General features: G+C 69.4%; 15 protein-coding genes. 9 read left to right on the forward strand and 6 right to left on the reverse strand.

Annotation, left to right across the window (positions count from 1 at the left end; all coding sequences use genetic code 11):
• Positions 1-138 precede the first annotated feature (138 nt).
• Entirely contained in the window at positions 139-288 is a 150-nt protein-coding gene (locus RS84_RS19295; RefSeq protein WP_160298169.1) for a hypothetical protein, read from the forward strand.
• 1 nt (position 289) lies between these two features.
• Here RS84_RS19295 and RS84_RS07480 read toward each other — a convergent pair whose 3' ends face one another.
• Entirely contained in the window at positions 290-1,261 is a 972-nt protein-coding gene (locus tag RS84_RS07480) for a GlxA family transcriptional regulator (protein ID WP_045257163.1), read from the reverse strand.
• Positions 1,262-1,391: 130 nt separating this feature from the next.
• Between RS84_RS07480 and RS84_RS19440 the strand changes: the two genes are divergently transcribed.
• From RS84_RS19440 to RS84_RS07490, 3 genes are read left to right on the forward strand one after another with little or no spacing between them, the layout of a single operon-like run.
• Positions 1,392-1,553, forward strand: coding sequence for a hypothetical protein (locus tag RS84_RS19440; RefSeq protein ID WP_192625304.1), 162 nt, complete (start codon positions 1,392-1,394; stop codon positions 1,551-1,553).
• 41 nt (positions 1,554-1,594) lie between these two features.
• Entirely contained in the window at positions 1,595-2,194 is a 600-nt protein-coding gene (locus RS84_RS19445) for a hypothetical protein (protein ID WP_045257164.1), read from the forward strand.
• 14 nt (positions 2,195-2,208) lie between these two features.
• Positions 2,209-2,634: a hypothetical protein gene (locus RS84_RS07490; RefSeq protein ID WP_045257165.1), complete on the forward strand. Its 426-nt coding sequence runs from the start codon at positions 2,209-2,211 to the stop codon at positions 2,632-2,634.
• Here RS84_RS07490 and RS84_RS07495 read toward each other — a convergent pair.
• Both RS84_RS07495 and RS84_RS07500 read right to left on the reverse strand, forming a co-directional pair.
• Positions 2,622-3,854, reverse strand: coding sequence for a glycosyltransferase (locus tag RS84_RS07495; protein WP_045257166.1), 1,233 nt, complete (start codon positions 3,852-3,854; stop codon positions 2,622-2,624). The genes RS84_RS07490 and RS84_RS07495 overlap by 13 nt on opposite strands.
• Positions 3,855-3,856: 2 nt before the next feature.
• The gene (locus tag RS84_RS07500) at positions 3,857-5,056 is read right to left on the reverse strand and encodes a glycosyltransferase (protein WP_192625307.1); all 1,200 of its coding nucleotides are present in this window, start codon (positions 5,054-5,056) and stop codon (positions 3,857-3,859) included.
• Between the two features lie 129 nt (positions 5,057-5,185).
• On the opposite strand from RS84_RS07500, the gene RS84_RS07505 reads away from it, so the two are divergent.
• From RS84_RS07505 to RS84_RS07515, 3 genes are all read left to right on the forward strand, one after another.
• On the forward strand, positions 5,186-5,767 hold the full coding sequence (locus RS84_RS07505; protein ID WP_045257168.1) for a hypothetical protein: 582 nt from the start codon (positions 5,186-5,188) through the stop codon (positions 5,765-5,767).
• Positions 5,768-5,836: 69 nt separating this feature from the next.
• A complete protein-coding gene (locus RS84_RS07510) occupies positions 5,837-6,415 on the forward strand; it encodes a hypothetical protein (protein ID WP_045257169.1) in 579 nt (192 codons plus the stop codon).
• 9 nt (positions 6,416-6,424) lie between these two features.
• Complete coding sequence (locus RS84_RS07515) at positions 6,425-6,991, forward strand: TetR/AcrR family transcriptional regulator (protein WP_045257170.1); 567 nt, start codon at positions 6,425-6,427, stop codon at positions 6,989-6,991.
• A gap of 159 nt (positions 6,992-7,150) precedes the next feature.
• Here RS84_RS07515 and RS84_RS19145 read toward each other — a convergent pair whose 3' ends face one another.
• Together RS84_RS19145 and RS84_RS07525 are read right to left on the reverse strand one after the other, a co-directional pair.
• Positions 7,151-7,468: a hypothetical protein gene (locus RS84_RS19145; protein WP_152641780.1), complete on the reverse strand. Its 318-nt coding sequence runs from the start codon at positions 7,466-7,468 to the stop codon at positions 7,151-7,153.
• 4 nt (positions 7,469-7,472) lie between these two features.
• A complete protein-coding gene (locus RS84_RS07525; protein WP_045257172.1) occupies positions 7,473-8,906 on the reverse strand; it encodes an HNH endonuclease signature motif containing protein in 1,434 nt (477 codons plus the stop codon).
• Positions 8,907-9,024: 118 nt separating this feature from the next.
• Here RS84_RS07525 and RS84_RS07530 point away from each other — a divergent pair, with 118 nt between their 5' ends.
• Both RS84_RS07530 and RS84_RS07535 read left to right on the forward strand, forming a co-directional pair.
• Positions 9,025-9,486 carry a MarR family winged helix-turn-helix transcriptional regulator gene (locus RS84_RS07530; protein WP_045257173.1) on the forward strand — a complete coding sequence of 154 codons (462 nt, stop codon included), beginning with the start codon at positions 9,025-9,027 and terminating at the stop codon, positions 9,484-9,486.
• On the forward strand, positions 9,483-10,130 hold the full coding sequence (locus RS84_RS07535) for a hypothetical protein (RefSeq protein WP_045257174.1): 648 nt from the start codon (positions 9,483-9,485) through the stop codon (positions 10,128-10,130). Before RS84_RS07530 ends, RS84_RS07535 begins: the two co-directional genes overlap by 4 nt.
• A gap of 14 nt (positions 10,131-10,144) precedes the next feature.
• On the opposite strand, the gene RS84_RS07540 is transcribed toward RS84_RS07535, so the two are convergent.
• On the reverse strand, positions 10,145-10,555 hold the full coding sequence (locus RS84_RS07540) for an MmcQ/YjbR family DNA-binding protein (protein WP_045257175.1): 411 nt from the start codon (positions 10,553-10,555) through the stop codon (positions 10,145-10,147).
• Positions 10,556-10,587: the final 32 nt, after the last annotated feature.

Consider the following 10,587-nt stretch of genomic DNA (forward strand, 5'->3'; position numbering starts at 1 on the left):
ATCGCCGGGTGCGGATGCGATCTTGACCGCCCAAGATCGAAACCCTTGACCGCTGTACCTACCTCGCGATACTCTTTCCACAAGTTAGAAGATTAGTTCCGTATCACGGAATGAACAGCTCGATGGAGAGGTGACGACATGGCACGCAACGACCAGACGCCGATGGATCGCGACGACCGCGAGCAGCCGATCGTCAACATCGATCCGGACTTCTACGTCCCCTCGGGCGCCGAGCGCACGAACAGCTACCTGCGCGCGCTGCGCATCCTCTTCCCCAAAGCCGCCTGAGTCAGGCTGCCGTACCCTCGTCGCTCAGGCACGAGAAGCGCGCCCGATAGGCGGTGGGCGTCATCGCGAGCACGCGGGAGAAGTTCTGCCGCAGCACTGCGGCGGATCCGAACCCGCACTCCTCGGCGATGTGCTCGAGCGGCAGGTCGGTGCGCTCCAGCATCCGCTGCGCATGCAGGATCCGCTGGCGGGCGAACCACGCCGCCGGCGTCACGCCATAGTCGGCTTTGAAGCGGCGCGCGAATGTGCGCGGCGACATCAGGGCTCGGGCCGCCATCTCGTCGACGCCGATGTCCTCGCGGAGGTTCTGCACGGCCCATTCGGCCACGGTAGAGAGCGAGTCGGATGCCACGTGCGGGATCGGCCGGTCGATGAACTGCGCCTGCCCGCCGTCGCGCTGGGGAGGCACGACCATGCGGCGCGCGACGCGGTTCGTGAGCTCGGCGCCGATCTCCTGACGCAGCAGGTGCAGGCATGCGTCGATGCCGGCGGCCGTGCCCGCGCTCGTGATGATACGGCCGTCCTGCACGAACAGCACGTCGGCATCGACCTCGATCTCGGGGTACATGGCGGCGAGGTGCTGCGAGTACATCCAGTGCGTCGTGGCACGGCGGCCGTCGAGCACGCCGGCCGCTCCCAGGATGAACGAGCCGCTGCACACGCTGATCACCCAGGCCTCCCGCGCGACAGCATCGCGTGCGAGGTCGAGCAGTGCGGGATCGATCAAGCCCCAGTACTCCCGCGGCACCGGGCAGAAGATCACGAGGTCGGCCTCGTAGGCGAAGGAGAGGTCGTTCTCGACGTTGATCGAGAAACCCATCTTCGAGTTCACGACCCCGGGGCGCGGAGCGACGACACGGAAGTCGAAGTTGGGCACGCCGTCATCCGATCGGTCGAGGCCGAAGGCCTCGCAGGCCACACCGAACTCGAAGGGTGCGAACCCCTCTTGGATCACGCAGGCCACAGTCTTCATGGTCGATCGCTCCCTCTGGGTTGCTGAGCTGGTCTGGATTGCTGAGCTCGTCGAAGCATGGCGGTTTTCCTACGTTCGGCGTCAGTTCTGCCACTCGTGACCGTTCAACTATGAACGTAGCGTTTCTGCCATGGTACTCCTCATCGCACTTCTCGCACTCATCGCCTGGGCCGCCATCGCCACCTTCTTCGAGGTGCGCCGCGACGGATACCGCGCGGTGCCGACCGACTGGACGCGCGTCGCCGGACGCGAATCGGGCGAGCAGCCCGAGGTCATCCAGAGATCTCTCTGATCGACTGCCCAAGACCGGTTGCTGCGGCTACGCTCGACTGCATGAGCGAGCCCCAGCAGCAGCCCTACCAGCAGCCGCAGCCTTACCAGCAGCCGCAGCCCTACCAGCAGCAGGCGCCTTCCCTCGACGGCGCCCCGCAGGGTCACCCGGGCGCCGGCCCGCAGTTTGCCGGGCAGCAGCCTCCGGCTTCCGGCAATCCCGGCCAGGCATATCCGGGCCAGGCATATCCGGGCCAGAGCTACCCTGGCCAGGCATACCCCGGCCAGAACTATCCGAACGCCGGCTACCCGGGCCAGGGCTACTCCGGCCCCGCACGCCCGGCCGCCTCGGGAAAGGCACTCGGACGCACGGCTCTGATCGTCGCTCTCATCGCGTTCGGGATCGGGGTGCTCGGCTCCTTCCTCTTCCCGATACTGTCCGGTGTCCTGCAGTACGGGTACGGGCTCGGATACGGCATCGTCAACGGCGTCATCAGCTTCCTGGTGCTGGTCGGCTCGGTGATCGCGCTCATCCTCGGCCTCATCGCCATCCGCCGCCCTGGTTCTCCGATCCTCGCCGGCATCGCGATCGGCATCGCCGCGAGCGAGATCGCGGCCACCGTGATCTCGTGGATCTCCTCCTTGTTCTACACCTTCGTCTGAGACCGGGAACCATCATGAGCGAATCGCAGCAGCCCTCCGCCCAGCCGTATCCTCCGGCATCGCCGTACGGCGCACCCCAGGCAGCCCCGCACGGTGCACTGCAGCAGGGCCCCCCTTCTCACGGCGCCCCCGCAGCAGCCAAGCCCCTGGGACGAACCGCGTTCCTGGTCGCCGTCGCGACCGCGGGTCTCGGTCTGCTGTTCTCGATGATCACGCCGTTCCTGTACACGAGCGGCAACTACGACGTCGCCGACTCGCTGGGCGCCGTGATCGGCATCCTCCTGCTGCTGGGCGGGATCGCCGGGAGCGTGCTCGCGATCCTCGCGCTGCGTCGCCCTGCCCCGCACCTGCTGGCGGCGATCGCTCTCGGCATCGCCGGCTCGCTGGTCGTCGGCCGCGTGCTCACGTGGATGTCGTCGCTGCTGTACTACTTCTTCTGAGCATCGGCGATCACGCGCCGGTAGATCTCGATCATCGCGGCGGTCCGCGAGGACTGCCGGAAGGCCTCGGCCGTGGACTCGAGCGGGACCGGGGCGGTTCCTGAGGCGATGTCGGATGCCGCCTGCCGCAGCGTCCGGGCGAGAGCGGCGATGCGCTGCGCCTCCACGTCCCGCCCCGAGCCTTCGGCGTCGGGCACCGCCCACAGGCCGCCGCCGAGCTCGGCGGCGATGTCGGGATCGCTGATCACCGAGGGTGTGCCGAGCGTGGCAGCCTCGAACGGCGTCATGCCCTGCGTCTCGAAGCCGATCGACGTCTGCACGAGAGCATCTGCGGCGGCGATCCTGGCCAGCGTCTCGGCGTAGGTGAGCTTGCCGGAGAAGCGCACATTCGGCGTCCCGGCGACGAGCTTCTCGGCGGCCGCGCGCTGCGCCCCGCCGCCGATGATCTCCAGCTCGGCCTCGACGCCCGACCCGACCCAGGCCTTGAGGAACGGAAGCAGACGCTTCTCGGGGCTCATCCGGCCGAGCCAGACGAAGCGGGGCGGCCCCGGCATCCGCTCGCTCGGGGCCTCGGCGAGCGTCGCCGCGCGCACGTCGTCGTCGATGCCGTTCCAGACCACGTCGACGTGGCCGAAGACCTCGTGCTGCTCGAGCCGGCGCGCGAAGTGCGTGGAGGGCGCCGTGACGGCCGATGCTCCGGCAGCGAGGCCGCGCAGGAACGCCCAGCCGTCAGAGCCGGCGCCGCTCCCTGGCAGGGCGCTGCGCCGCCACAGGTTGAGGACGACCAGCGCGGGACCTGCCAGCGGCGTGACGGCGCGGATGCCGACGTCGACCCTGTTGTGCATGGTGTGCACAACAGGGAGGCCGTGCCTCCGGGCGAAGCGGTGACCGATGAAGCCGCCCCAGAAATCGGCCTGCACGTGCACGAGGTCGACCGGCGGCCTGCGGGTCATCGCCCGATCGAGGAAGCGGTCGATCGAGCGCCCCGGCCAGCTCATCGAGTACTCGCGGTCGGTCGTGATCGGCATCGACGGGAGGTCGACGTTCGCAGGATCATGCGTGCCCGAATGGGCCCCTGAGCCTGTCGGAGGGTGCATCTTCGGCGCGACGACGGTCACGGTGTGGCCGGCGCGTTCCAGGAACTCGCGCTGCAGGCGCATCGACACCTGCGCCCCGCCCAGCGAGTCGAGGTGCTGATCGCCGAAGAAGACGATGTGCATCGTCACTCGGGAAGCGGCTCGTCGCGGTACAGCGCCTCGAAGGTGTCGAGAGTGCGGTTGATGTCGTGGATGATGACGCCGTCGAGAGAGGCTCGCTGCATCCGTTCGTACTCCTCCGGCGTCGCGGTGAGCACGTCGGTCAGGCGCGCGGCCAGCTCGTCGACGTCGCCCGGTTCGAACAGGTAGCCGTTCTCTCCGTCGTGCACGAGGTGCGGAAGGGCGACGGCGTCTGCAGCGACGATCGGCAGCGCCGAGGCCATGGCCTCCATGGTCGCGATCGACTGCAGCTCTGCGATCGAGGCGATCGCGAACACCGAGGCGCGCGAGAGCAGCGCGCGCAGCTCCTCGTCGGTCGTGCGACCGTGGAACGTGACCCGGTCGGCGAGGCCGAGCTTGGCGGTGAGGTGCTCGAGGTTCTTGCGCTGATCGCCGCCGCCGACGATGTCGAAGGTGGTCTCGAGAGCGGGGTCGAGCTTCGTCATCGCGTGCAGGATGACCTCGACCTGCTTCTCGGCGGTGAGCCGCCCGACGAAGACGATGCGGTTCTTCTCGCGCGGGCCGATGACCGGGGTGTACTGCGAACGGTCGATGCCGCAGCTGATGGGGATCACTCCGCTGACGCCCACGGTCTTCTCGAGGAAGTCGGCCGCACGGCGCGTCGGCGTGGTGACGGCGCGCATCATCTCGAAGGTGCGCTTCGCGTCTGCCCAGGCGAACTTCTCGACCTCACGGTCGACGAAGTCGGGGAAGATCGAGTGATCGAGGATGTTCTCCGCCATGACGTGGTTGGTCGCGATCACGGGGATGCCGCGCTCACGGGCGATGTGGGCCAGGCCCCGGCCGATCACGATGTGCGACTGGATGTGCACGACGTCGGGCTGCACGCGATCGAGCACGATGCGCGCGTAGTGCTTCGAGCGCCAGGGCCATACGAAGCGGATCCAGTCGTGCGCCAGCCAGCGGACGGACGGCAGCCGGTGCAGCGTCATCGGCTCGCCCTCGACGACCTCGGTCCGAGGCTTCGCCCGGCGATAGGCCTGGTTGGGGGCGGCCACGTGGACGTCGTGACCGCGCTGCACGAGGCCGGCGGCGAGGCGCTCTGCGAATCGGGCTGCGCCGTTGATGTCGGGGGCGAACGTGTCGCATCCGAGCAGGATGCGCAGCGGTCGCTGGTCGGTCGAGTCGGATGCGGGAGAAGACATGCTGCCTTTTTTTGAAGGTTCGACGGCCATGGAGCGCCCGGTCGGGCGGTGGCCACTCTACCCGAGGGCACTGGCCGGGCAGCCCAGGCATACCGGCATCCGCCCAGGCAGAGCGCCTAGCGTTGTCCTATGAGACTGACAGCATCCGCCGATCCCGCTCTCTGGATCCCCGTGACGGACTCGCTCGGCTTCAAGGGGCGCCGGCATCGCAAGGCCGCGATCAGGATGCTGCTGGGACAGGCGAATCAGGCGCTCGGACGTACGGAGCGCCGCGGCTCGAAGCTCGGGGCGTGGGCGATGAGCCAGGCGGCGCCGCTGCTGATGAAGCGCGCCGACGGCCGGGTGCTGGTGTGGACGTGGAAGGCCGAACCGGAACTCGTCGTCGCGATGGCCTCTGCGCAGGTGCTCACGCCCGACGTGCGCATCGCACGCGCGTCGATGCCGATGGACTACGACGACACCGAGGCCTTCCAGAGCCGGTGGCTCGGCATGGGCGAGAAGCTCGTCGCGCCCGCGCTCTCGGGCACTCCGTTCACGACCTACACGTGGGACACCGGAACGCACCTGGTGACCCTCACGGCGGTCTGCGGAGACCGCGAGCGCTTCGGCACTCTCGGCAGCGCGCTCGACGATCTGGCGCGCAGCATCCGCATCGCCGACGACCTGACCGGTGGCGAGTCCCCCGAGGTGCTGCGCCTGCCACCGGCCTGAGTCGGGGCCTTCCCTCCCGAGCCATACGAACGTATGCTCGTTGCCATACGAGTGTATGGGAGTGTGAGCATGAGCAAGATCATCGAGGCGCTGGGCGCCCTGGCGCCGTTCGCGGGCATCGCGCTGCTGTTCGTCTACAGGTCCCGATCACCGCGCCCCGCCGCGCTGGGCATGCTCGGCGCGGGTCTCGCCGGCTTGGGGTCGATCGCAGGGCTCCTCGGCGACCGGGTCGCGTTCTTCGGCAGCAGCGACGAGCTGCTGGAACGACTCGAGGGCTGGGCGCTCGTCCGTCTGGTGCTCCTGGTCACCGGCACCGCGATCCTGGTCATCGCCGCGGCTGCGGGTACATCGCGGGGGCGCGCGCACCGATGGTCGCTGATCGCCGCGGCACTGCTCTTCACCGTGGCCGGAACAGCTCTGCGGTTCGTGCACATCGATCTGGGCGACGACCACCACGGCCTGCAGCTCCTCGTGACCATGGCGATCGAGATGCTGCAGTTCGGCCTGCTCGGCATCGGCATCCTCGTGCTGTGCATCGCCGTCGTGAGTCGTCGCGTAGACGACGGGCGCCCGGAGCCGCTCAGGCTCGCTCGCGCGGCCGCGCAGCGGGCGTGGCAGGCGTATCAGCGCTCCGGCCGACGCGGATAGCATCGGAGCATGTCCCGGGATGCCGTGCTGCACCACCTCGTCGAAGCGATCGCCGAGGTCGGGATGAGCGGCCTCAGCGTGCGCACCGTCGCCGCACGAGCGGGCGTGGCGATCGGCACGGTGCAGCACCACTTCCCCACGAAGGCGGCGATGATCCTCGCCGCCATGGACGCCATCAGCGTCGACGCCGTGCAGGCGTACGCCGACGCGTCGGAGGACGCGGATGCCGAGGGGCGGCTGTTCGCCACGGTGCGCCTGCTCGTGCCTTCTGGACCGGAGAGCCGGGTGAGCAGGGTGTGGCTCGCCTTCGCCGCCTGCGCGCCAACCGACCCCGCCGTCGGCGCCCGCTATGAGCAGATGTGGGCGCGCACCGAGCGCGGTTTGGCGGAGCGGTTCGCCGACGCTGCACCCGGCGCATCGCGCAGCACTGTCGATGACGCCGCGGCCGAGATGCTCGCACTTCTGGACGGACTCGCAGTCACCGTGCTCGCAGAGCCGCAGCGCATGCCCGGGGAGCGGGCGCGAGCCATCGCGACCCGCCGGTGCGGCGAACTGCTCGCGCACCTTCGCGCCTGAGGACCTCTCGCGCTCTGCTACCGGGGCGACGCGGCCTCCTCGATCATGCGGAGGCCCTCCGCCCTCATCCTCCGCATCCGCTCCGGATCGCGACGTGCTTCGCGGAAGTCGCCGTGTCGGTACCGGCGCCAGGCCGCCCAGATCCTCGCCAGGGTCTCGTCATTGCCTGCGTCGAGCCAGTCGAGGGCAGGGATGCCGTACGCGAGCAGATCGCCGCGCATCGTGTCCGGGAGCCCCCACCCTCACCGCCTCGGCGAAGCCGCGCTCGACTCTGAACGTCGCCCAGCGCCGTCCGCGACTGACCGTGAGCTGCCAGACGTCCATCTGCAGCGGCCCCCAGAACACCTCGACCTGGCAGCCCTCGTCGAGCAGCAGGCGCGCGAAGGCGGCGGCATCGGCATCCCGTTCCGGCTGCCCGAGATGATCCAGGAACCTCGGCAGGTTCGCGAGGTCGATTTCGGGCTGAGGTGCGGTCATCACATCATGCTCGCAGGTCCGCCCGTTCGGGAGCGGCTCTGCTCGGCTGCGAGTGACGCGGCGTGCGCCATCGCCGAGCCGGATCCCACCAGGCCGGCCCGCGGATCTGCGGGACGCCCCCGTCCATGCGGATCTCCCAGCCCGAATACTCGAGTGACCGATGGTGGTACCAGCACAGGGGCACGCCGTTGTCGGTGTGAGTCGGGCCGCCGCGTGCGTGCTCGGTCACGTGATGGATCTCGCACCACGAGGCTGGAACGTGGCATCCCGGGATCAGGCACTCCTTGTCGCGCGCGACGATCGCCCGGCGCTGATGCACGGTGAACACGCGATCCGTGACGCTGATGCCGACGATCCTGCCCTCGTCGAACAGCACCCTCTGGACAGCGCCGACACACGCCGTGTGCAGCGCGACGGATGCCGGGACAGGACCCTCGACTCCGGGAATGCGGGCCCAGCCGGCCGCGCCGGCCGCCACGTCATTCGCGTCGACGTGCACCACGAGCGTGGGTGCGGCACCGCCCAGCGTGGACATCTCCTCGTGCCGGGCGGCGATCCCCAGCGCGACCGCCAGCGCATCGTGCCGCTTCTGCGCAGGGCTGCGCGAATCGATCACGTTGCGCGGGTCGGAGTTGAAGGGATCTTCGTCATCGGGTGCCGAGTCTGTGAACGCGACCCCCGGCGATGCCGGACCGCTGACCTTCGGGTTGAGCTGCGCGTCGATGATCTGCTGCAGCTGAGCCTTCACCTCAGGCAGCAGGTTGCCGCGCACCGGGAACACACCGTCGCGCTCACGTCCGAACGTGAGGTACCGCGAGTTCATCGCATTGCGGTCGTCGGGCTCCGCGCCGTCGGGGTCGAGGATCGTCGCGATCTCAGAGCCGAACAGCCGCAGGTCTTCAGGGGTCGCCGGAGGGGCGGCATCGCCGGCATCCGCACCGTCGACCGCGCTCGCGCCGCGCGCGAAATCGGCGAGCATGACGTCGGCGTGCAGCCGGTCGGTCGCGCCGATCCGGGTGCCCGCCCGCTCGATCGAAGCCGTGGCGGCGAGCAGCCCGCTGACGCCGATGGCGCCGTCGAGCAGCGCCGCCCGCAGAGCCGGCCACCGCGCGGGCAGAGGCGCCCCCGTGATCAACTCGGTCTCCCTGGTCACCAGCCGCGCCGCCTTCACCAGGAGCGCTGCCCCGCGAGCATCCGTCCGCAGCACGCGCTGCAGGAGCTCGTTCATGTTCCGGCAGCCGAGCCCCTGTGCGAAATCCACCGGATCGGCGGTGGCGACCGTCTCGACGACGACGGCCTCCACCCGCCGCAGCGCTTCTCCCGCGACCCGCAGAACGTGCATGCGCTCGGCATCCGACAGGGCCGCCAGCGAATCCGCGCCCAGCACGCGATCGAGGTCGGCGACGACCTGATCGAGGGTGGCGACGGGGCTGTTCATACCTCTATTCAACAGGGGGCCACCGACATTCACCGGCTCGCTTTAGCCTGGTCAGGTCCGATTCCAGCACACCGTCGACATTTGTGCAGATAGGTAATAGTGAAGTAAGGTAACGATCATGAAGCCGCTGCTCGTGGACCGCCTGCTCCAGATCGCCGACCTGTTCCAGAAGGACATGGCCCGCGCGTTCGACGGCACGGGACTCACCCCCGCACGCTTGCATCTGCTCTGGGCGCTGCAGCACGCGGGACCCTCCACGCAGCAGGCGCTCGCCCGCCTCTGCGGCGTCTCGCCGCGCAACATCACGGGTCTGGTCGACGCCCTCGAGGCATCCGGTCACGTGCGACGCTCCCCTCATCCCTCCGATCGGCGGGCCGTGCTCGTCGAACTCACCGGCACGGCGACCGAGACCATGGCGCAGATGCAGCAGGAGCACGCCGACCTCGACGCCACGCTCATCGCCGCGGTCGCGCCAGAGGATCGCGCGGCCGTCGAGCGCGGAGTCACGGCGATCGCTCTGCATCTCGAGGCGCTGGTGGCGGATGCCGCGGCGAGCGCGCCCGCAAAGGGGGCGCCATGACATCCACCGTCGCCCTTCCGACCCGAGGGGCCCGCATCGTCGACGCCGCACGCAGGGCGCTGCGCGCGGAGCTCCGCGTCTACTCGAGCATCGGCCGCGCGATTTTCCGGCGTCCGGCGATCCCTGCCGGCGGCACCGGCCTCGGCTATCACCGGCCCGTGCTGACCGTGCTGTTCATCTTCATCGGCCTGTCTGCGGTCGAGATCCCGATCATCGATCTCATCGTGCACCGGTGGCCGGCGGTGCGGATCGCGCTGCTCATCCTCGGCATCTGGGGTGTCACCTGGATGCTCGGCCTGCTGTGCGCGATGCTGATGCGTCCGCACACGGTCGGACCTGACGGCATCCGTGTGCGCAGCGGTCTGGAGATCGACGTCGCCGTCTCCTGGAACGACATCGCCTCGATCGCCGTCTCCCGCCGCGTCGACGAACCGAAGCAGCCGCGGGTGTCCGGCGGCGAGTACGCCGAGCGCATGCAGAACGAGACGAACATCCTCATCGAGCTCGAGCGCCCTGTCGGCATCCGCCTGCCCGGTCTGGCGCCGAAGGGCGGCGAGCATGTCGTCGACGGCATCCGATTGTGGGCGGACGAGCCGCGCGCCTTCATCGCTGCGGCACGCCCCTTCTTGACGGCGGCTTCTTGACGGCGGCCTGACCGTCATTCGAGCCCCTGCTCGGCGAGCCACTCCTTCGCGACGCGCGCCGGAGCGCGCACGAGCCACGCATCGGCGATGATCTCGGCCAGGCGGTCGCTCTCGATCGCGGCGAGGCGCACGAGAAGCCCCGGGTAGCCGTCGAAATGCGGAATGCTGAACAGCCATCCGGGCTCTGCGGCGAGCAGCGCCTCCTTCTCCTCAAGCGACCCGACCCGAACACCGAGCACCGGGCCATCCGGCCACGAGCGCCCCAGAGCCTCGAGCGAGCGCACGTCGGCACCCGTCGGGCCCCGGACCCACGCGATCTGCCCGCTCTTCAGCCGCCACGCCGGTTCACCGGTGTGACCTCCTGTGCGCTCCTCGACACCAGGCAGCGCCAGAGCGATCTCCCGCACGTCGTCGATCGTGGCCATGACGCCATCGTCTCGCGTGCGGGCCGCCGTCA

The sequence above is a fragment of the Microbacterium hydrocarbonoxydans genome (genome assembly GCF_000956475.1).
GTDB lineage: Bacteria > Actinomycetota > Actinomycetes > Actinomycetales > Microbacteriaceae > Microbacterium > Microbacterium hydrocarbonoxydans_A.

Bases quoted from the DNA above. Each gene is read 5' to 3' on its own strand.
- RS84_RS19295 (WP_160298169.1), top strand. From the start codon at position 139: ATGGCACGCAACGACCAGACGCCGATGGATCGCGACGACCGCGAGCAG.
- RS84_RS07480 (WP_045257163.1), bottom strand. From the start codon at position 1,261: ATGAAGACTGTGGCCTGCGTGATCCAAGAGGGGTTCGCACCCTTCGAG.
- RS84_RS19440 (WP_192625304.1), top strand. From the start codon at position 1,392: ATGGTACTCCTCATCGCACTTCTCGCACTCATCGCCTGGGCCGCCATC.
- RS84_RS19445 (WP_045257164.1), top strand. From the start codon at position 1,595: ATGAGCGAGCCCCAGCAGCAGCCCTACCAGCAGCCGCAGCCTTACCAG.
- RS84_RS07490 (WP_045257165.1), top strand. From the start codon at position 2,209: ATGAGCGAATCGCAGCAGCCCTCCGCCCAGCCGTATCCTCCGGCATCG.
- RS84_RS07495 (WP_045257166.1), bottom strand. From the start codon at position 3,854: ATGCACATCGTCTTCTTCGGCGATCAGCACCTCGACTCGCTGGGCGGG.
- RS84_RS07500 (WP_192625307.1), bottom strand. From the start codon at position 5,056: ATGTCTTCTCCCGCATCCGACTCGACCGACCAGCGACCGCTGCGCATC.
- RS84_RS07505 (WP_045257168.1), top strand. From the start codon at position 5,186: ATGAGACTGACAGCATCCGCCGATCCCGCTCTCTGGATCCCCGTGACG.
- RS84_RS07510 (WP_045257169.1), top strand. From the start codon at position 5,837: ATGAGCAAGATCATCGAGGCGCTGGGCGCCCTGGCGCCGTTCGCGGGC.
- RS84_RS07515 (WP_045257170.1), top strand. From the start codon at position 6,425: ATGTCCCGGGATGCCGTGCTGCACCACCTCGTCGAAGCGATCGCCGAG.
- RS84_RS19145 (WP_152641780.1), bottom strand. From the start codon at position 7,468: ATGACCGCACCTCAGCCCGAAATCGACCTCGCGAACCTGCCGAGGTTC.
- RS84_RS07525 (WP_045257172.1), bottom strand. From the start codon at position 8,906: ATGAACAGCCCCGTCGCCACCCTCGATCAGGTCGTCGCCGACCTCGAT.
- RS84_RS07530 (WP_045257173.1), top strand. From the start codon at position 9,025: ATGAAGCCGCTGCTCGTGGACCGCCTGCTCCAGATCGCCGACCTGTTC.
- RS84_RS07535 (WP_045257174.1), top strand. From the start codon at position 9,483: ATGACATCCACCGTCGCCCTTCCGACCCGAGGGGCCCGCATCGTCGAC.
- RS84_RS07540 (WP_045257175.1), bottom strand. From the start codon at position 10,555: ATGGCCACGATCGACGACGTGCGGGAGATCGCTCTGGCGCTGCCTGGT.